Genomic DNA, 19,604 nt, shown 5'->3' on the forward strand with positions numbered 1-19,604 from the left:
CACCGGCCCACCCCCTCCGCCGCCGCGTCGCAGTCGCCGGCGACCGAGCTCGGCGGCGAGCGGCCCACGCCCTCGGCCGCCCGGCCGGACACCGCGGCCTCCGGCTCCGCGACCCGCACGGCGAGGCAGTCCGTGCCGGGGCAGGGCGCGGGCTCCCGCCACGGCGCCGCGGTCACCGCGCCCGGCGGCTCGGCCGGACAGCAGTCGTCGACGTCGTCCGGGACGTCCGGTTCCACCGGGTCCGAGTCCGACGGCGGCACGGGCGCGTCGAACCCGTCGTCGGACTCGTCCTCGGCCCCGGCCGGCGGCTCGGGCACGGCCTCCGGCTCGGGGACCTCCTCCGCCGCGAACCCCGCTCCGGCGGCGACCTCCCCGTCGGAGGTCTGCCTGCTGGGCCTGCTCTGCCTGAGCTGAGCCCGCCGTCGCCGAGCCCGCATGCCCCGCCCCCGCGGGCTCGGCCATGTCCCGCGAACCCGCCGGAACTTATCGGGTCGGCCGGTAGTTTCTACGTTGCTGTAGATATTGCGCACCTGGTGGTGCGGCTACCGAACCGAACCGACCGTATGGAGTTCTCATGGCCCTGTGGGACCGCTTCAAGGAGTCCGCGTCCACGATGCAGACCCAGCTCATGGCGAAGAAGAACGACCTCAAGAGCGGCGCCTTCCGCGACGCGAGCATGGCGATGTGCGCTCTCGTCGCCGCGGCGGACGGCACCGTCGACCCCGCCGAGCGCCGTCGCGTGGCCCAGCTGATCGCCACCAACGAGGTGTTGCAGAACTTCGACGCCACGGACCTCCAGCGGCGTTTCGACGACAACCTGAACAAGCTGACCGCCGATTTCGACTTCGGCAAGGTGAGCGTGCTCCAGGAGGTCGCCAAGGCGAAGAAGAAGCCGGCCGAGGCGCGTGCCGTGATCCAGATCGGCATCGTGATCGGCGGCGCCGACGGCGACTTCGACAAGACCGAGCAGGCCGTGGTCCGCGAGGCGTGCTTCACGCTCGACCTGCCGCCGCACGAGTTCGACCTCTGACGGTCCGCGCCGGCGCGCGCTTCGACGCCCGACGGTCGCGTCCACCGGCCACCGTCCCCCGGTCCGTCGCCGGGACGGGCTCCGGTCCGCCCCGGCGGTCGGCCGGGTGCGGTGGACAGGATGCGGTGGACCGGATGCGGCCTGACGGCCGCTGTCAGCCTGCGGCCGTCAGGCCGGCCGGGCGGTCGTGCTCGTCCCAGCGGACCTCCAGGACGCGGACGACGGCCTCCCGGTCGAGCGGGCCGAACACGTGGGGGAAGAGGGTCTCGGACCCGACGCCGGGCGGCGGCGCCGGGGCGGCCGCCTCCCACGCGCACCGCGCGGTGAGCCGCGCCTCGTCGACGACCAGCGCCAGCAGCGGCCGCGGGGCCGTGCGGTAGAAGGCGTCGACGACCGCGAGCGTGGTCTCCTCGTCGGGCGAGCAGTGCACGAACCCGTCCCGCGCGAGAGAGGCCGGCGCATACGGGCGGCCGGGGTCGGCGCTCCAGTCGTCGAGCGGTACGACGTGATAAATCATGATCCGTTTATACAACGGACGCGGCGGCATACCGGCGCACTGCGGGCGCCCGGCCCGGAACAGCCGCCCCGCCGCGCCCTGTTCGCCCTATTCACCCTCGGGGAGTTCGATGATCCGGCCCTTCTCGTCGAGCGTGCGGGTGCTCCAGTAGACGTCCCACTCGTCGCCGACCTTCTCGGGCTCCTTGCCCTTCGGATAGCGGGCCCAGCCCGCCGCCGGTTCCTCGTCGTCGGGCACGCAGTCGCCGCCGCCGCTGTTCACCGCGAGCACCGGATAGGAACCGCCGCCGCAGACGGCCTCCTCGATCCGAAGGGAGCAGCCGCCCAGGGCGGGCACGGCCGCGAGCACGGCGGCGGCCACCGCCGTCGCGGCGCGCAGCGCGCCCGTTCTGCTCCTGGTCACGCGCATGACGGCTCCTCTGCTCGGCCGGACGGCTGGACTGCTCGGGTCCTCAAGCCTGCCCAACCGCGGGCCGATCCTCCTGAGTACGCGTACTCAACCGGAACCCGCGAGGAGACATGCCTCACGTCACACGAGCCCTTCCGGCCGACGTGTGCTACCGTGATAAAAGTGGCAGTTTCGGTTACCAGAGGCTTTTGAGTGCTCTTCGACCATACGTCGACGGGCACTCTTTTTGTTTTTGGGGCTTTCCTGATCCTGCGACGCCGGGTCCGCAAGGTGTGGACTCCGGGCATTGCCCCAAAGGAGATACAGCATGGCATCTGGCACCGTGAAGTGGTTCAACTCGGAAAAGGGCTTCGGCTTCATCGAGCAGGAGGGTGGCGGCCCGGACGTCTTCGCCCACTACTCGAACATCGCCACGTCCGGCTTCCGTGAGCTTCAGGAAGGCCAGAAGGTTACCTTCGACGTGACGCAGGGCCAGAAGGGCCCGCAGGCGGAGAACATCCTCCCCGCCTGAATCGTCTGACGTCTGTTTCAAGCGGACGACACGGCCGGGGCCCGCACTCTCGAGTGCGGGCCCCGGTTCATGGTGTGTCGCCCTTTCGAGGAAGGTCACGGATGAACCGCAACAGCTCCGTCCGCTCCCGTACGGACCGGCGCCAGAGCGCCCCGTCCCGTTCGGCCAAGGCCGGGCGGAACGGACGCGGGAGCAGTCCCGCCGCGTCCGGTGGCGAGTTCGCCGTGCCCGTCACCCTCACTCCGGGGCTGCCGGCCGTCGAGTCGTTCAGCGAACTCGACATGCCCGAGCAGCTGCTGACCGCCCTCGGCGCCGAGGGCGTGACCACGCCGTTCCCCATCCAGGCCGCCACGCTGCCGAACTCGCTGGCCGGCCGGGACGTCCTGGGCCGCGGCCGGACGGGCTCCGGCAAGACCCTCGCCTTCGGACTGGCCCTGCTGGCCCGTACCGCCGGGCAGCGGGCCGAGCCCCGTCAGCCGCTGGCCCTGGTCCTCGTCCCCACCCGGGAGCTGGCCCAGCAGGTCACCGACGCCCTCACCCCCTACGCCCGCTCGCTGCGGCTGCGGATCGCCACCGTGGTCGGCGGCCTGTCGATCGGCCGGCAGGCGAGCGCCCTGCGCGGCGGGGCCGAGGTCGTCGTGGCCACGCCCGGGCGGCTCAAGGACCTCATCGACCGGGACGACTGCCGGCTCGACCGGGTCGCCGTCACCGTCCTGGACGAGGCCGACCAGATGGCCGACATGGGCTTCATGCCCCAGGTGACGCAGCTGCTCGACCAGGTGCGCCCCGACGGCCAGCGCCTGCTGTTCTCGGCCACCCTGGACCGCAACGTCGACCGCCTGGTGCGCACCTACCTGAGCGACCCGGTCGTCCACTCGGTCGACCCGTCGGCGGGCGCCGTCACCACGATGGAGCACCACCTGCTGCACGTGGAGGACGAGGACAAGCACGCCACGACGACGGAGATCGCCGCCCGCGACGGGCGCGTGATCATGTTCCTGGACACCAAGCACGCGGCGGACCGCCTCGCCAAGAAGCTGCTGGCGGTCGGCGTGCGCGCGGCCTCCCTGCACGGCGGCAAGTCGCAGTCCCAGCGCAACCGGACCCTCGCGCAGTTCAAGGACGGTCACGTCAGCGTGCTGGTGGCGACCAACGTCGCCGCGCGCGGCATCCACGTCGACAACCTCGACCTCGTCGTCAACGTCGACCCGCCGGGCGACCACAAGGACTACCTGCACCGCGGCGGCCGCACGGCGCGCGCGGGCGAGTCCGGCACCGTCGTCACGCTGGTCCTGCCGCACCAGCGCCGGGAGATGACGCGGCTGATGGCCGACGCCGGCATCACCCCGCAGACCACCCGGGTCCGTTCGGGCGGCGTCGAGCTGAGCCGCATCACCGGCGCGCAGGCCCCCTCGGGCGTGCCCGTCGTCCTGGCTCCCCCGGTCCCCGTCGAGAGCCGTCCCGCGCGCAGCGGCGGGGCGCGCAAGGGCTCCGGCTCCGGCCGCGACGGCGGCGCGCGGACCGGCGGCAACGGCGGCGGCACGCGGGGCAACGGCGGCGGCGAGCACAACGGCTCCGCACCCCGCCCCCGGCGCGCCCGCCCCGCTCAGGGCCGTCGGCGCCCGGCCGCGGGCGGCAGCGGCGCCGGCGGCCGCTGAGGCGACCCGCCCGGCGGCGACGCCCGGCCTGTGACAGCGCCCGACGCGGGCGGCGGCTTTCGGCCGCCGTGCGTCGGGCGTTCCGCGTCGGGGCGGCTGCCGCGCGTCTGCCCGTTCCCGGTGCGCGGCCCCGCTCAGCGGCCGGCGGCCTCCGCCAGGGTGTGCGCCACGAGGGCGTTGGCGTGGCCGTGGCCCAGACCGTGCTCGGCCTTCAGCCAGGCGACGAGCTCCATGTGCCGGGTGAGCGGCGAGGAGCGGATCAGTGCCTTCCATGCCTCGATCGGGCGGCCGTACTTCCTCTCGATCGACGGGAAGTAGCTCGCGGGGCCCTTCACCGGTGCGCTCATCTCGTTCCTGTCCCTTCACCCGGGCCCGTGCCGGCCCTTGTCCGTCGTCCGTCCCCTTGACGACCCGTGCGGAGCCCGTCAGTGATCGGTCCGGCGGCGTGACGCGCGCCACATGAGGTGGGACGGCCCGCCGGGGCGTCAGCCGCCGAGCGCGGTGTAGAGCGCGTAGGGCAGCAGGATCGCCGGGAGGGTCAGGAGCCGGGGTCCGCACGGGCGGCCGGCGCGCCGCGGCCCGAGGCCGTCGAAGAGGACGAGCAGCAGGACGACGAACGCCGTGGACACCACGAGCGCGGCCAGGACGAAGCCGCTGTTCTCGATCTGGTCGTACGTGCACAGGTCGAGGTCAAAGCGGCGCAGGTCGCCCGTGTCGCAGTGGCCGTGGGCCAGGTACCAGCGCGCGCACAGCACGGCGACGGCCGTCGGGAGACCGATCAGCAGGTGCACCGCGAGCGCGGGCAGGACGCCGCGCAGGGCGGTGAGCGTGGTGCGCATCAGGTCATCCCACCAGTCCGCCGCCCCACGGGCTGTGACGCGGGCCACTGCCCCGGTCACGGCCCTGTCACCGCTCACCCGCCCGCGGCCGCCGCTTCACCCTGCCGGTCCCCCGCCGCGCTTCCCGCCGCTCCCTGCCCGTCCCCCGGTGCTCACCGCTTCAGCGCCTCGCGCAGTTCGCCCCGGCGGCGGATCCCCAACTTCTTGTAGGTGCTGGTCAGATGGGTCTCCACGGTCCGGCGCGCCAGATGCAGCGCATGCGCTATCTCCGTGTTGGTGCGGCCCTCCGCCGCGAGTTCGGCGATCCGGCGTTCGCTACCGGTGAGGGCCGCCGAGCCGGTGTGCGCCGGGGAGGTGCGGCGGGCGCCCGCGGTGCGCAGGGCCTGCTCTGCGTAGGTCAGGAGCCGGACGTTGCCCAGCCGTTCGGCGCGCTCGGCGCCCTCGCGCAGATGCTCGCGGCCCCTGCCCCGGTCTCCCGCGTCGGTCAGCTGGCGGCCGTGGGCGAGCAGCGAGGCCACCAGCTCCGCCTCGGCCGGGGAGTCGCGCAGCACGGCCACCGCCTCCGCGCCCAGCTCCAGGCCCCGCCGGCCGCGGGTCGCCCGGCCCAGCACGCGCAACGCCCGGCCCAGGGTGCGCGGGGTGCCCCACGCGCGGGCCAGCCGCAGTTCCTCCGTCGCCAGGGTCAGCGCGTCCTGGGCGTTGCCGAGCGCCAGCCGGCACTCCGCGGCCGCCGTCCGCCACGGTGTGACGACGGGGCTGAGGACGGCGCGGGCGGACTGGCGGCGACCGCACTCCAGGAAGTCGTGCAGCGCGCCGGGGACGTCCCCCTCGGTGAACCGCAGCACGCCCCGCGCGTACAGGAAGCGGTTCAGCTCCCAGGAGTCGGGGGTGTCACGGAGGTCGAAGGCGTCCGCCAGGCGGCGCGCCTCCCGCATCCGGCCCGTCTCCACCAGGGCCAGCAGGACGTGCGCGTCCGCGTTGGCCGGGCCCGCGCCGACGTGCCGGGCCCGGGCCGCGCAGTGCGTCGCGAGCAGGACGTCGTACGCGCCGCGTGCCGCCGCCGTGTCCCACCTGGTGTCCAGCAGGGCCTGGGCCATCGGGTGCAGCAGGGAGGGGTGCTGTCCGGCCAGGCCGCGTTCCACGAGCCGGTCCGCCTCGTCGAGTTCGTCGGCCCACTGGGCCACCGCCGCGGCCGTGCCCAGCAGGAACGGCTCGGCCAGGGGGTCGGCGGGCTCGGTGAGCAGGGAGCGCAGGCGTCGCATCGCCTCCCGGGCCGTGATGTCCCCGGCGGTGGCCGCGTACCGCACGAGCAGGGCCCGGCCGGAGGCGCCGACGAGCTCCGGGGAGCGTCGCGCGGTCTCGGTGACCCAGCGGTAGGCCTCGCCGCGGACCGTCTGGTCCTGGTCGGACAGCAGGGCGGACGCGGTCTGCAACGTGTGGGCCAGGTCGGCGTGCCCGTCCGCCAGCCGCGACTCCAGCCGGCGCAGCGCCGCGACCGCCGTGCGGACCTCCCCGCGCCCGGCGAGGGCGGTGCCCAGGGCGATCGCCGTGCGGACCTGGTCGCGCGGGTCGGCGGGCAGGTCCAGCGCCTCGGACAGCCGCGGGATGCCGGCCGGGGCGTCGGCGCTCGCGTACTCCAGCGACCCGAGTTCCGTGAGCAGACGCTGGCGCAGGTCGTCGGGCAGCGGCTCCCGCAGCGCCCGGCGCAGATAGCGGACGGCGTCGTCGGGGCGGGCCTCGCGGGCGGCGACGGCCCCGGCGTCGCGCAGCACGCGCAGCGCCCAGGGCAGGCCGGCCGGCGCACTGCCGAGCAACTGCCGGGCCACCGCGTCGACATGGTCGCCGCGGCGCAGCATCGCCTGGGCGACCGCGCGGTGCGCCTCCTGACGCCGGGCGGTGGACCAGCCGCCGAGCACGGCGTCGCGCAGGAGGGCATGCGCGTACCGGGGGCGGCCGGACGCGTCGGTGCGCAGCACTCCGAGCCGCGTCATCGCGGTGAACCAGCCGGTGACGCGGGCGGGGTCCGCGCCGCAGGCTTCGGCGACGAGGGCCGCGAGGGCGTTCCCCGGGGCCGTCGGGACGGCGCTCACGCCGTCGGCGGCGTACGTGGCGTGCGCGGTGTCCTCGGCGCGCTGTGCGGTGGGGTGTTCCGTGAGGTGGTCGGGGGGTCGTTCACCGGGTGCGGCGCCCGGCAGGCCGGGCACGACGACGGGTGCGGCGCACCCGCCCTCTCCGGTGCAGCGGTCGGCGCGGTCGGCGTGGGCGGTGGATGCGGAGTACAGGGCGGGGGCGAGGTGCGCGGCGGTCGCCGCCCGTGCCGGACGGGCCGCGCGCCCCGGGCCGTCCGGCGTCCAGGCCCAGGACGCCCGTGCGGCACGGTCGGCCCGGGCCGCACGTGTCACCCGTTCCGCCTGCTCCGCCTGTTCCGCCTGTTCCACCGCCGCGAGGGTGCGCGCCACCTCGGCCGTGGCCGGTCCCGCGCTGTCCAGCCACCAGGAGACGGCCGCCGGATAGGACCCCGGGTACAGCGCGGCGCACGTCGTCGGCACGGCGGTCGGCGGCGGGGCGCCGTCGAGGTCGTCGAGGAGGGCGTGCAGGAGCAGGGGAATGCCCGCACCGGCCCGCACGCAGTCCGCCGTCCACCGGTCGGGGGCGGTCGGGAAGGCCGCCCGGACCAGGCCGGCCGAGGCCTCGTCGGTGAGCGGGGCCAGCGCGTGGGTGCGAACCAGGGACGGTGAGAGGGCGTGGGCGAGGCCGGCGGGGCGCGGCGCGATGTCGTACTGACTGCGCTCGGTGGCCACCAGCAGGACCGGTAATCGTTCGATGCGGCGGGCCGCCTCCACGAACCAGCGGCGCGAGGCCTCGTCGGCGAGGTGGACGTCGTCCACGGCCATCATGAGCGGCCCGCGGTCCGCGTACGAGCGCAGCAGCCGCCACAGCCGTGCCGCGCTCCCGCGGTCCTCGCCGCCGGGGGCGACGTCGGCGAACTCCGGTACCGGGCCGAGGAGATGCAGGACCGAGGAGAACGGCAGCGCGGTGTCCTCGGGGGAGCAGCGGGCGCGCAGGACGCGCAGGCCTGCCCGGTTCGCGTGCGCGGTGGCCTCCTCCAGCGCGGCGGACCGGCCGGTGCCGGTGGCCCCGCGCAGCAGCACGAGCCGACCGGCGCCGGCACGGGTCCGCTCGACCTCCGCGGCGAGCAGTGCGTGGGCGTCGTCGCGTTCCCGCAACGGTGCGGTCATGCCTGCCTCCTGCGGTCGGGTGCGTCGGGTACATCGGATACGTCGGATTTGCACGGGAAGAGGGCGTGCGGTTCGGGCCGGGTCCCCGGGGTCGTTGTGGCGAGGCTCACGAAACCCCCCACGACACCCGGAATCACGCCGCTGACCTGCGAAGACACCATCGGACCGTGGTGCTCGGGGGCTTGCTCTCGTGGTCGGCCTCGTGGTGCTCCACGATTGCCCGGGCGAGGGGTTGCGAAGAAGTCTGGACCATGCCCACCCGCCACCGGTCCCCGCCGGCCCGCGGATCCGTGAACTTGGGGGAAACGGTTGCTCAGCTCACCCCGGACACCAGAGACCGGCGCCCGGCGGCGGATTCCCGTGGCCGTCCAGGCGTCCGACCCGATCTCCCGCGAGGGCGCCGTCAGCCAGTTGCGGAGCCGGCCGGAGGTCGAGATCCGCGAGGAGCTCTCGGCCGCCGCCGGCACGGTGGCGCTGCTCGTCGAGGACACCCTGGACGAGGCGGCGCTCGCCCGGCTGCGGCGGGTCGTGCGCAGCGAGGGGGCCCGCGCGGTGCTCGTCGTGGGCACGATCCGCGAGACCGAGCTGCTGGACGTCATCGAGTGCGGGGTCGGGGCCATCGTGTGGCGCCGGGAGGCCACCGCCCACCGGCTGGTGCAGGCGGTGGTGGCCGCGCAGCGCGGCGACGGCGACCTGCCCGCCGACCTGCTCGGCCGGCTCATCAGCCAGGTGGGCACGCTGCACCGCGGTGCGGCGGGCCGGCCCGGCGCCCCCTCCCTGGGACTCGCGCCCCGGGAGGTGGACGTCCTGCGGCTGGTCGCCGAGGGCCTGGACACCGGAGAGATCGCCAGCAAGCTGTCCTACTCCGAACGAACCGTCAAGAACGTCATGCACGGACTCACGACGCGGTTGCATCTGCGCAACCGGGCGCACGCTGTGGCATATGCCCTCCGGGAAGGCTACATCTGACCGAACGGGCAATCGAAGGCGGACACGCGGGCAGCCGCCCTGCCCGGCCGCCGACCCCGGCGCGCCTCTCGGAACCCGGGCGGTCCGGGGCACGATCGGTGCGGGGCGGGCAGGGCACACGAGCAAGGCAGTTGAGGAGCGCGACGGTGATCCACGAGGTGGACGAGGTCCTCAAAGGCCTGCTGGAGGGCGGCGCGTTGGCCGGCTCCGGCATCGACGTGTCGTTCGAGGCGCCGACCCGTGACTGGGCCGCCCGACGCAACGCCCCGGTGATCAACACCTACTTGTACGACATCCGCGAGGACGTCTCCCGACGGCAGCGCGGTCACCTGGCGATCCGTGACGAGCGGGACATCGTCGTCAAGCGGCGTCAACCGCCGCGCTGGTTCCGGCTGTCGTACCTGGTGACCGCGTGGACGCGGACCCCGCAGGACGAACACCGGCTGCTGTCCGCCGCGTTGGCGACCCTGCTGCCCCGTGAGCTGATCGCCGCCGACGAACTCCCGGGCTCCCTGCGCGCGCTGGGCCTGGCCGTGCCGGTGACGGTGGCCGGCATCCAGACCGAGTCCCGTTCCCTCGCCGAGATCTGGTCCGCGCTGGGCGGCGAACTCAAGCCGTCCCTGGACCTGGTGGTCACCGCGCCGTTCCCGGCCTACCCCGAGTACGACGCCGGGCCGCCGGTCACCGAGGGCGCCGCGGTCCGCCTGCGCGGCATCGACGGCGACCCGCCGGAGTCGGGCGAACGCACCCACCGCCCCCACCAGGTGGCGGCCGCCCGCACCGCCCGCGAGGCCGCGTCCCGCCGTCCGGACCAGCGGTGAGCGGGGCGTACCCGGAGCAGGCCGACATCGACGCCCCGGTGGCCCCCCACGTCCCGCCCACGCCGGACGACACCCCTGCCACCGCGCACGACCCGCACGACGCTCCGGCCACCGCGCACGAGGCCCCGCGCCCCCCGCACGACGCGCCGGCCCCCGCCGGCGGCTCCCGGGCCCCGCGCCACAGCGTCGGGGCGCCGGACGCGACCCTGGCGCTGCTCGCCCGGCTCGCGCTGCTGCGGGACCGGGTGGCCGCCCTGGTCGACGACCGCGCCGGCGCCGACCCCACCGCGGCCGACCCGCTGCGCGGCCTGTACCTGTCCGAGGAGGCCGTACGCCACCACCTCGCGGGCGGACCGGCCGCGCCCGCCGACGCCCTCGCCCCGGACGGCCCCGGCGCGCCCGCCGGCCACGACGCCCTGAGCGGCCTCGCCGTCCGGCTCCGGCTGAGCGACCTGGACGCCGCGATCCTCCTCGTCGCGCTCGCGCCCGACCTCGACCGCTCCTTCGAGCCGCTCTACGGCTACCTCAACGACGACGTGAGCCGACGGCGCGCGACCGTGGGACTGGCCCTCGACCTGTGCGGCGCGCCCTCGCACCTGGCCCCCGCCCGGGCCCGGTTCCACGCCTCGGCGCCCCTGCGCGCCTACGGACTGCTGGACGTCGAGGAGAACGAACGGCCGTTCCTGTCCCGCTCGTTGCGCGTGCCCGACCGACTGCTCGCCCATCTGCTCGGCGACGACACCCCGGACGCCGCCCTGCACGGCCGGCTGCACCCCCTCCCCCCGCCGCTGCCCGACGCCGAGGGCCTCGCCGGCCGGCTGGCGCACCGGCTGCGCACGGGCCGGCCGTTCACCGCCTACCTGCGCGAACACCGCGAGGGCGACGGCCTCGCCGCGATCGCCTCCGCGCTGCGCACGGCGGACGTCGACGCCCTGCGTTTCACCGGCCCCGAGGACCGCGTCCCCGAGCTGCTGCGCGAGGCGCGCCTCGGCGGCCTGGCGGTCGTCGTGTCCGGACTGCCGGACCGGCCGGAAGCCCTGCTCGGCGCGCTGGCGGACGCGCCCGACGTCACCGTCCTGCTCACCGATCCACGCCCCTACGACCCGCACTGGACCGCCCGCGACCCGCTCGTGCTGGAGGCGCCCCGCCGCCGGGCGGCCGGGACGGCGGCCTGGGCGGCGGCGCTCGACGCGGCGGGCGCCGTGCTCGCGCCCGGCCTCGACCTCGCCGCCACCGTCGCCCCCTACCGGCTCGGCGGCGAGCGGATCGCGCGCGCCGCGCGGGCCGCCGCCGCGCTGGCCGCGTTCGAGGGCGGCCCGCTCGACGCCGGTCACGTGCGGCTGGCCGCCCGGCAGCAGTCGGCCTCCGGGCTGGAACAGCACGCGCGCCGGATCCGGCCCGACGTCGGCTGGGCGGACCTCGTCCTGCCCGAACGGCCGTTGACCCAGCTGCACGAGCTGGCCCTGCGCGCCCGGCACCGCGACCGCGTCCTCGGCGACTGGCGGCTCAGCGCGGGAGGCGGCCGCGGCCGGGGCGTGCTCGGTCTGTTCGCGGGCGAGTCCGGCACCGGCAAGACACTGTCCGCCGAGGTGGTGGCGGCCGAGCTCGGACTCGACCTCTACGTCGTCCAGCTGTCCTCGGTCGTCGACAAGTACGTCGGCGAGACCGAGAAGAACCTGGAACGCATCTTCACCGAGGCCGACCGCACCGACGCCGTGCTGCTCTTCGACGAGGCCGACGCGGTCTTCGGCAAGCGCTCGGAGGTCAAGGACGCGCACGACAAGTACGCCAACATGGAGAGCGCCTACCTGTTGCAGCGGCTGGAGTCCTTCGACGGCATCGCGCTGCTCACCACCAACCTGCGGGCCAACATCGACGAGGCGTTCACCCGTCGCCTCGACCTCGTGGTCGACTTCCCGTTCCCCGACGCAGGCCAGCGGCTCGCGCTGTGGCGGCACGGGCTGGCCCACGTGCCGTGCGTCGCGGGCGTCGACCCGTCGCCGCTGGCCGGGGACTTCGAGCTGGCCGGCGGCTCGATCCGCAGCGCGGTCGTCACCGCCGCCTATCTCGCCGCCGGACGCGACGAGCCCGTCGGCGAGGACGACCTGCTGGAGGGGGCCCGCCGCGAGTACCGCAAGGCGGGCCGCCTGGTGCCCGGCGAGGCCAACTGGTAGCCCTTGCGCAAGGGTTGCCGAGCCGGGGTCTTCGTGCGGGACCGCCGGGCGGTGGCCCCGCGCGGACCGGGCGCCGTGGCTACTGGGCGCGCCACTTCTGGTTGGGCGTGCCCGAGCAGGTCCACAGCTGGAGCTTCGTGCCGTTGCCGGTGCCGTTGTCCTTGGCGTCGATGCACTTGTTCGCCTGCGGGTTCACGAGGTCGCCGTACTCGCTGAGCACCCACTGCTGGGCCGGGTTGCCGGAGCAGTTGGCCACCTGGATGACCGCGCCGTCGTCCTTGGACCCCCAGGCGACGTCCATGCACAGGCCGAGCGCGCGCACGGTGCCGTCGCTCTTGAACACCCATTTCTGGTTCGCCGACCCGGCGCAGTCCCACAGTTGCAGCGGGGTGCCGTCCTTGCCCTTGCCGTTCTGCGCGTCGGTGATGTCGACGCACCGGCCGGAGGCCTTGCCGATGATGAGGGCGCCGGGCACCGGGGCGGCCGGCTTGGGCGCGCTCGGACCGCCGGAGCCGCCCCCGCCGCCGCTCGTGCCGCCACCGCCCGACGTCGACGAGCCGCCCGACGCGGCCGCGCCGCCGTCGCCCTGCGGGGCGGGCGCGGAGGGGGCCGGCGGCTCGGGCAGCGGGGCGGCGGAGGCGTCCGCCTTCGGCGCGGACGGCGCGGACACGGCCGGGCCGGGCAGCGCGGTGCTGCCGGCCTCCACCAGTTTCTCCCTGGCCCCGCTGCCCACCTGCGGCTTGTACGTCAGCCAGATCATGACGAACGCGATCCCGAGGGCCAGGCCGAGGCTGAGCGCCGTGGCCAGCCAGCGCGGCAGGAACCCGCGCTGCACGAACGTGCCGTCCACCGGCAGCGGCGCCACGCCCGACCGCTGCACGTTCAGCGTGTACGGCCGCTGCTCCTTCGAACCGAACCAGATGATCTGCCGGGGCCGCAGCGTCGTGTCGACGAACACCGCGCGCCCGGGCTCGATCTGGACGCTGCCCGGCCGGAACTCGTATCCCAGGTGGTCGCCCATGTCGCCGCCCGTGACGGACGCCGTGACCTTGGTGTTGCCGAGGTTGTCGACGGCGAGCCGCGGCCGTCCCCGGAACCGCCCCTTCACGGTCGGCGGCACCAGTTCGGCCCGCACCTCCGTGAACGGCGTGACCGTCAGGTTCCCCTCCGGCACCGTCACCGCGTCCGGATGCTCCGTCGGCGTGATCCGCACCGCGTACGGGTGGGGGCCCGCCGTCGCGTCCGGGGTCCGCGGCGGCGCGAACGTCAGCTCCACCGTCCCCGTCGTGCCCGGGTACAACCGCAGCGTCTGCGGCTCCACCGTCGTCCACGGGGCCACGTCCCCGACCGGCTCGAAGCGGTACTCGTCGACCACGTCGCCGGTGTTGCGCACACGCAGCCGCACGGTCGTGGAGCCGCCGGGATCCACGGTCGCCGCGGCCGGTTCCAGAGAAGTCCACAGAGTCACCCGCCGACGCTACGACGCCGGACGGGGGCCGGTCAGGAAGCCATCGGGCACGACCGCTGCCCGAAAGGGACGGCCGGCCGTGCCCCCGCACACCGCGGCGGGCCGGTCCGCACCGCGCACACGGTCCGGACGGCGCTCACCGCCCGGACCGCCGACACGGCTCAGACCGTGAAGCGGACGGCCTCCAGCTGGAGCCGGTCCTGCATCGGGCTGCCGCCGTAGATCCAGTCGCCCGGCTTGGTGCAGCCGTTGCCCAGCCAGCCCCGGTCCTTGATGTGCGGGTTCTGGCAGACGGAGCCCTCCATCGTCTTGATGGTGAAGCCCTCCATCACGGACACCGCCGGCTTGCTGGAACCCATGTACATGTCGACGCCGTCGGACGCCTTCGACCACTTGTCCCCGGTCAGCCAGCCCCCGTCGACGTGCGCGGCGTTGCCCGTGACGCCGCCCGTGCGGGCCGTCGCGATGTTGAGGGCCTTGACGGCCAGGTCCTTGCCGGTCGTGCCCGCGATCGCGCCGTCGCAGACCGGGTCCTGCCAGCCCTTGTCCTCCACGTAGGCGCGGTAGCAGATGTGCCGCCCGTCGCTGCGCGCCGCCAGCTTGTTCACCGCCACGGCCGCGGTCTCCTGCTTGGGCTTCGCGGGCGGCTTCGACGCGCCGCCGCCTCCGCCCCCGCCTCCGCCGCCGTCGGCCGCGGCGCTGCTCGCCGGGGCCTCGGGCACCGCGGCGGCCGTCGGGGTGGGCACGAGGGCCGGGGCGCTGGGGGTGGCCGAGGGGCTGGGCGCCAGGGTGTTGACGGCCGCCTGCGCGACCTTCTCCGACGCCAGGCTGCGCACCTGCGGCTTGTACGTCAGCCAGATCATGACGAACGCGATGGCCAGGGCCACGGTGAGGCTGAGCGCCGTGGCCAGCCAGCGCGGCAGGAACCCGCGCTGCACGAACGTGCCGTCCACCGGCAGCGGCGCCGCCCCCGACCGCTGCACGTTCAGCGTGTAGGGCTGCTCCTCCTTCGAACCGAACCAGATGATCCGGCGGGGGCGCAGCGTCGTGTCGACGAACACCGCGCGCCCGGGCTCGATCTGGACGCTGCCCGGCTTGAGGTCGTACGAGAGGCGGTCCCCGGTGTCGCTGCCGCTCAGCGAGGCGGTGACCTTGGTGTTGCCGAGGTTGTCGACGGCGAGCCGCGGCCGTCCCCGGAACCGCCCCTTCACGGTCGGCGGCACCAGTTCGGCCCGCACCTCCGTGAACGGCGTGACCGTCAGGTTCCCCTCGGGCACCGTCACCGCGTCGGGATGCTCCGTCGGCGTGATCCGCACGGCGTAGGGGTTGGGACCGGCCGTCGCGTCCGGGGTCCGCGGCGGGGCGAACGTCAGCTCCACCGTCCCGGTCGTGCCCGGGTACAACCGCAGCGTCTGCGGCTCCACCGTCGTCCACGGGGCCACGTCCCCGACCGGCTCGAAGCGGTACTCGTCGACCACGTCGCCGGTGTTGCGCACACGCAGCCGCACGGTCGCCCGGCTGCCGGGGTCGACGGTGACGGAAGAGGGTTCCAGGGAAGTCCACAGGCTCACGCGCCGACGCTACGGGGCGGCCGCGTCCCGCGTCAGAGGCCGCAGGGCAGGCCCCCTGCCCTGCGGACCCCGCCCGACTGCCCACAAGTGCCCCCCGGGACCACCGAGCCCCCGGTCCGGCCCGCCGAGGGCGAGGGGGGCCGCGTCGGACGGGGCTCACGAGCGGGCGCTCACGGCCGCGACGGGGCGGGGCCGGGCTCACGGACGGCCGCCGCCGCGCTCGCGGAGGGATCCAGGCGTGTTCGCGCAGGGACGACAGCGGCCGCGGCTGCCCGTGGGGGCACGCGGAGTGCCCCGGGGTGTGCACCGGGGGCCGTTTCGGACTACGCGCTTCGCGCGTGACGGTGAAAGACGTCCTGACGCGTACCCCGAGGAGAGCACAGCATGCCGTCCTACCTGTCGCCCGGCGTATACGTCGAGGAGGTGGCCAGCGGCTCCCGCCCGATCGAGGGGGTGGGCACCTCGGTGGCGGCCTTCGTCGGGCTCGCCCCGACCGGCCCGCTCAACGAGCCGACCCTGGTGACCAACTGGACCCAGTACGTGGCGGCTTTCGGTGACTTCACCGACGGCTACTACCTGGCGCACTCCGTCTACGGGTTCTTCAACAACGGCGGCTCGGCGGCCTACGTGGTCCGCGTGGGCGGTTCCCCGGCGGGCGCCGCCGGCGACGCCAAGTCCCCGTCCGCGCTGGCCGGTTCGAGCGCCGCGCCCGCCGCGCTGCCGGCCGGCGAGCCGAAGCAGCTCGGCACCTTCACGGTGACGGCGCTGGCGTCGGGCGAGAACGGCGGCCCGCTCAGCGTCGAGGTCGCCGACGCCGAGGGCGAGGGCCCCGCCGAGCGCTTCAAGCTGATCGTCAAGGACGGCGAGAAGCCCGTCGAGACCTTCGACGTCAGCGCCAAGAAGGGCAACCGCTCCTACGTCGTCACGCAGGTCAAGGAGCGCTCGAAGCTGATCACCGTGGCCGAGGCGGCGCCCGCCGCCCAGCTGGCCCGGCCCGAGAACCAGACGGTCGCCCTGCCGGCCGCGCCCTCCGCCGCTCCCGCCGTGCCGACGGCGGAGAGCGCTCCCGTCGGCCCCGCGCAGTACCTGGGCGACAGCTCCGACCGCACCGGCTTCGGCGGCCTGGAGGCCGTCGACGAGGTGTCCATGGTCGCGGTCCCCGACCTGATGGCCGCCTACCAGCGCGGCGCGATCGACCTGGAGTCGGTCAAGGCAGTCCAGCTCGGCCTGATCGCGCACTGCGAGCTGATGGGCGACCGCGTCGCGATCATCGACCCGCCCCCCGGCCTCAACGCGCGTCAGATCCGCGTCTGGCGCCAGGAGACGGCCGGCTACGACTCGAAGTACGCGGCGCTGTACTACCCCTGGATCAAGTCCTTCGACCCGTCCGCGGGCCAGGCCCGGCTGATCCCGCCGAGCGGTCACGTGGCCGGCGTGTGGGCCCGCAACGACTCCGAGCGCGGCGTCCACAAGGCCCCCGCCAACGAGGTCGTGCGCGGCGCGGTGGACCTGGAGATCCAGATCACGCGCGGTGAGCAGGACCTGCTCAACCCGATCGGCGTCAACTGCATCCGCGCCTTCCCCGGCCGCGGCATCCGCATCTGGGGCGCCCGCACCCTCTCCTCGGACCCGGCCTGGCGCTACCTCAACGTCCGCCGGTACTTCAACTACCTGGAGGAGTCGATCCTGATCGGCACCCAGTGGGTGGTGTTCGAGCCGAACGACCACGCCCTGTGGGCCCGGATCCGGCGCAACGTCTCGGCGTTCCTGGTGAACGAGTGGCGCGCGGGCGCGCTGTTCGGCGCCCGCCCCGAGGAGGCGTTCTACGTCAAGTGCGACGAGGAGTCCAACCCGCCGGAGTCGGTGGACCTCGGCCGGGTGGTGTGCGAGATCGGCATCGCGCCCGTCAAGCCCGCCGAGTTCGTGATCTTCCGCCTGGCCCAGTTCCAGAGCGGCAGCGGGGAGCTGGAGGAGTAGCGGCCCGGGCCGCCCCGCCGCTTCCGCCCGTACCGCTCCGCAGTCAACTCCCGTAGAAGGAAAGCCAGATGAGTCTCCAGCCGGGTGACGCCCTCACTTCGCACAATTTCGGCCTCCAGATCGACGGCGTCATGGTCGAGTACCTCGCCGAGGTCAGCGGCCTCAGCATCGAGCAGGACGTCATCGAGTACCAGCAGGTCTCGGCGCAGGGCAAGCCGGTCACCAAGAAGCTGCCGGGCGTGAAGAAGGCCGGCACCTGCACGGTCGTGCGCGGCATGACCCAGTCCGCCGCGTTCAACCAGTGGATCACCGAGTCGATCAACGGCGTGATGGGCACCGCCCGCAAGAACGCCACGATCATGGTGATGGACTACATGAACAACCCGGTCAAGCGGTACAACATGCGCAACGCCTGGTGCAGCAAGATCGACACCAGCACCGTCAAGGCGGGCGAGGCGTCCGCGCTGACCGAGACCGTGACGATCACGTTCGAAGAACTGGTCATCGAGTAATGCGGCGCACGGCTGTCCGGGCGGCGGCGGGCGGGGAGCCGCAGGAGGCGCTCCCGGCCGCCGCCGTGCCCGAGTCCGCACCGGCCGCGGTCCCCGCCGCGGCCCCCGCCCCGGCGGCGTACCGGTTGCAGACGGAGTTCCCCTTCGAACTGCCGCGCGGTTACGTCGACGAGGCGGGAACGGTCCACCGCGACGGCGTGATGCGGCTGGCGACGGCGCGGGACGAACTGGTCCCGCTGCGCGACATCCGCGTCCAGGAGAACCCGGCGTACCTGTCGGTGGTCCTGCTCGGCCGGGTCATCACCCGCCTCGGCACGCTGCCGCTCGTCCACGACGGGATCGTGGAGAACATGTTCGCCTCCGACCTGGCGTTCCTCCAGGACTTCTACCGCCAGGTCAACGCCGAGGGGCACACCCGCGCCTCGGTGCGCTGCCCCCACTGCTCGGAGCCCTTCGAGGTGGAACTCGGCGGGAGCCGCCTGGGGGAATCGTGACGTACGCGACCGACCGGCTGCACGAGGAGATCGCGTACGTCGCCTACCACTTCCACTGGAGCCAGGACGACATCCTGGACCTGGAACACCACGACCGGCGCCGTTACGCCGACCAGATCGCGTCCCTGGTGACCCGGGGCGGGGCGGAGGGCTGAGTCATGGGGTTCCTGGAACGACTGCGCGGTGGACGCGGGGGGCGCGGCGGAGGCGGACAGCCTGACGGTCGCGGGGCCACGGGCGGCACGGTCCGCGGTGACGACGCGCTCCACGGCGGGGCCTCGGATGCGCCGGCGTCGGCGCCCCACGGCCCGGGCGCCGGTCCGGCCGGGGACGGCGGTGCGGCTGGGCGTGTCGTTTCGGCCGCCTGGCCCTCGCTCCCGCCCATCCAGCGGGCGGCGGCCGCGGGCCGATCGGGCGTCGCCGACGCCGGGTTCGGCGGCCGGCTGGCCACCTGGCAGAACCCCTCCTTCCTGGACGTCCGCCCCCACGCGGTGCTGGACGCGGCGCCCGGCGGCCTGATGAGCAGTCTGCGGGCGGCTCCACGGGCCGCGGAGGCGGAGCCCGAACGCGCGCCCGCACCGCCCAGGGCGACGCCGCTGCAACGCGCACTCCCGGCGTCGCAGACGCCGACGCCCGCTCCCCTGCCCACGCCGTCCCCGGCTGCGGCGCTGCCGCCGGCTTCCGCACCGGCCGGGGCCCCGGCTGCGACTCGTGCCCCGGCCCGGGCCTCGGCACCGGCCGGGGACCGTTCCGGGACGTCGGGCGCGCAGGGCCCCGCCGCGTCCAGCGCGTCCGCGCGCCCGTCCGCGTCGAGGGCCGCCCCCGCCGACGTCCCGGTGGTCGCCGCACGCCCGGCGCAGACGTCCCGGCCCGCTCCCGCCTCCCCGGCGCGGGGCATCCGCGTGTCCCCGACCGCTCCGGTCCCGGCGAGCAGGCCGGCCCCGTTGACGAGGTCGTCGTCCTCGCCGGTCCAGCGACGGACGCTGCCCGCCAGGCCGGCCTCCGCCACGCCGTCCGCCGCGCCGGGCGGCGCACGGCCCCAGGGCCGGGACGCGGGCGCCGACGGCGCAGGTCGGGCGACCGCCGAGGAACCGGCGCCCGGGCCGCGAGCGGACACCGTCGCGGGCGCCACGCCCGCGGCGACGGCGGCCGGTGCTCCGGTGACGGCGATCCAGCGGGCGGCGACGCCCGCGACCCCGCGCCCTTCCACACCCTCGTCCCCCTCGACGCCTTCGCCTTCCGCCACACCTTCGCCTTCCGCCACGGCCTCGCCCTCGTTCCCGCCCCCGCCGGCGCCCGCGTCCGCGCACCCGGCCGTGCGGGACAGCGCCGAGCCCGCGCTCCCCGTCTCCCCTACGGCGGACGGCGTCCCGGCCGCCACGCCCCCGTCCGCCACCGCCCGCTGGAGCGCGACGG

General features: G+C 75.1%; 17 protein-coding genes and 2 pseudogenes. 10 read left to right on the plus strand and 9 right to left on the minus strand.

The window, feature by feature from the left end; translation table 11 throughout:
* Positions 1-437 (minus strand): annotated as a pseudogene (locus KMS84_RS31750) (hypothetical protein); the annotation flags it as partial.
* Positions 438-574: 137 nt separating this feature from the next.
* Here KMS84_RS31750 and KMS84_RS31755 point away from each other — a divergent pair.
* A complete protein-coding gene (locus KMS84_RS31755; RefSeq protein ID WP_256919939.1) occupies positions 575-1,030 on the plus strand; it encodes a tellurite resistance TerB family protein in 456 nt (151 codons plus the stop codon).
* Between the two features lie 154 nt (positions 1,031-1,184).
* On the opposite strand, the gene KMS84_RS31760 is transcribed toward KMS84_RS31755, so the two are convergent.
* Together KMS84_RS31760 and KMS84_RS31765 are read right to left on the minus strand one after the other, a co-directional pair.
* Complete coding sequence (locus KMS84_RS31760) at positions 1,185-1,547, minus strand: DUF952 domain-containing protein (protein ID WP_256919940.1); 363 nt, start codon at positions 1,545-1,547, stop codon at positions 1,185-1,187.
* Positions 1,548-1,634: 87 nt separating this feature from the next.
* On the minus strand, positions 1,635-1,955 hold the full coding sequence (locus KMS84_RS31765) for an SCO0607 family lipoprotein (RefSeq protein WP_256919941.1): 321 nt from the start codon (positions 1,953-1,955) through the stop codon (positions 1,635-1,637).
* Between the two features lie 307 nt (positions 1,956-2,262).
* On the opposite strand from KMS84_RS31765, the gene KMS84_RS31770 reads away from it, so the two are divergent.
* Together KMS84_RS31770 and KMS84_RS31775 are read left to right on the plus strand one after the other, a co-directional pair.
* Positions 2,263-2,466 (plus strand): cold-shock protein, encoded by a 204-nt coding sequence (locus tag KMS84_RS31770; protein WP_057577999.1) that lies wholly within the window; start codon positions 2,263-2,265, stop codon positions 2,464-2,466.
* Between the two features lie 101 nt (positions 2,467-2,567).
* Positions 2,568-4,124, plus strand: a complete 1,557-nt coding sequence (locus KMS84_RS31775) for a DEAD/DEAH box helicase (protein ID WP_256919942.1) — start codon at positions 2,568-2,570, stop codon at positions 4,122-4,124.
* Between the two features lie 134 nt (positions 4,125-4,258).
* Here KMS84_RS31775 and KMS84_RS31780 read toward each other — a convergent pair whose 3' ends face one another.
* From KMS84_RS31780 to KMS84_RS31790, 3 genes are all read right to left on the minus strand, one after another.
* The gene (locus KMS84_RS31780; protein ID WP_256919944.1) at positions 4,259-4,471 is read right to left on the minus strand and encodes a DUF4287 domain-containing protein; all 213 of its coding nucleotides are present in this window, start codon (positions 4,469-4,471) and stop codon (positions 4,259-4,261) included.
* A 138-nt stretch (positions 4,472-4,609) separates the two neighbouring features.
* A complete protein-coding gene (locus KMS84_RS31785; RefSeq protein ID WP_256919945.1) occupies positions 4,610-4,963 on the minus strand; it encodes a hypothetical protein in 354 nt (117 codons plus the stop codon).
* A gap of 152 nt (positions 4,964-5,115) precedes the next feature.
* Complete coding sequence (locus KMS84_RS31790; RefSeq protein WP_256919946.1) at positions 5,116-8,202, minus strand: ATP-binding protein; 3,087 nt, start codon at positions 8,200-8,202, stop codon at positions 5,116-5,118.
* Between the two features lie 309 nt (positions 8,203-8,511).
* Here KMS84_RS31790 and KMS84_RS31795 point away from each other — a divergent pair, with 309 nt between their 5' ends.
* From KMS84_RS31795 to KMS84_RS31805, 3 genes are all read left to right on the plus strand, one after another.
* Complete coding sequence (locus tag KMS84_RS31795; protein ID WP_285894217.1) at positions 8,512-9,171, plus strand: helix-turn-helix transcriptional regulator; 660 nt, start codon at positions 8,512-8,514, stop codon at positions 9,169-9,171.
* A gap of 146 nt (positions 9,172-9,317) precedes the next feature.
* Complete coding sequence (locus tag KMS84_RS31800; protein ID WP_256919947.1) at positions 9,318-9,992, plus strand: Pvc16 family protein; 675 nt, start codon at positions 9,318-9,320, stop codon at positions 9,990-9,992.
* A 206-nt stretch (positions 9,993-10,198) separates the two neighbouring features.
* Entirely contained in the window at positions 10,199-12,166 is a 1,968-nt protein-coding gene (locus KMS84_RS31805) for an ATP-binding protein (RefSeq protein ID WP_256919953.1), read from the plus strand.
* Positions 12,167-12,245: 79 nt separating this feature from the next.
* On the opposite strand, the gene KMS84_RS31810 is transcribed toward KMS84_RS31805, so the two are convergent.
* Positions 12,246-13,634, minus strand: coding sequence for a ricin-type beta-trefoil lectin domain protein (locus KMS84_RS31810; RefSeq protein ID WP_256919948.1), 1,389 nt, complete (start codon positions 13,632-13,634; stop codon positions 12,246-12,248).
* 161 nt (positions 13,635-13,795) lie between these two features.
* Entirely contained in the window at positions 13,796-15,205 is a 1,410-nt protein-coding gene (locus KMS84_RS31815; protein ID WP_256919949.1) for a hydrolase, read from the minus strand.
* Positions 15,206-15,589: 384 nt separating this feature from the next.
* Between KMS84_RS31815 and KMS84_RS31820 the strand changes: the two genes are divergently transcribed.
* The 4 genes from KMS84_RS31820 (at position 15,590) to KMS84_RS31835 (ending at position 18,343) form a co-directional block, all read left to right on the plus strand.
* Positions 15,590-17,182 carry a phage tail sheath family protein gene (locus KMS84_RS31820; protein WP_256919950.1) on the plus strand — a complete coding sequence of 531 codons (1,593 nt, stop codon included), beginning with the start codon at positions 15,590-15,592 and terminating at the stop codon, positions 17,180-17,182.
* A 68-nt stretch (positions 17,183-17,250) separates the two neighbouring features.
* Positions 17,251-17,694 carry a phage tail protein gene (locus KMS84_RS31825; RefSeq protein WP_069774061.1) on the plus strand — a complete coding sequence of 148 codons (444 nt, stop codon included), beginning with the start codon at positions 17,251-17,253 and terminating at the stop codon, positions 17,692-17,694.
* Positions 17,694-18,188, plus strand: coding sequence for a hypothetical protein (locus KMS84_RS31830; RefSeq protein WP_256919951.1), 495 nt, complete (start codon positions 17,694-17,696; stop codon positions 18,186-18,188). Before KMS84_RS31825 ends, KMS84_RS31830 begins: the two co-directional genes overlap by 1 nt.
* Positions 18,185-18,343, plus strand: coding sequence for a DUF6760 family protein (locus KMS84_RS31835; protein ID WP_167467653.1), 159 nt, complete (start codon positions 18,185-18,187; stop codon positions 18,341-18,343). Before KMS84_RS31830 ends, KMS84_RS31835 begins: the two co-directional genes overlap by 4 nt.
* Here the strand turns inward: KMS84_RS31835 and KMS84_RS31840 are convergent.
* Positions 18,292-19,604: pseudogene (locus KMS84_RS31840) on the minus strand (hypothetical protein); the annotation flags it as partial. The gene KMS84_RS31835 and the pseudogene KMS84_RS31840 overlap by 52 nt on opposite strands.

Source organism: Streptomyces hilarionis, assembly GCF_024539675.1.
Classification (GTDB): Bacteria; Actinomycetota; Actinomycetes; order Streptomycetales; family Streptomycetaceae; genus Streptomyces; species Streptomyces hilarionis.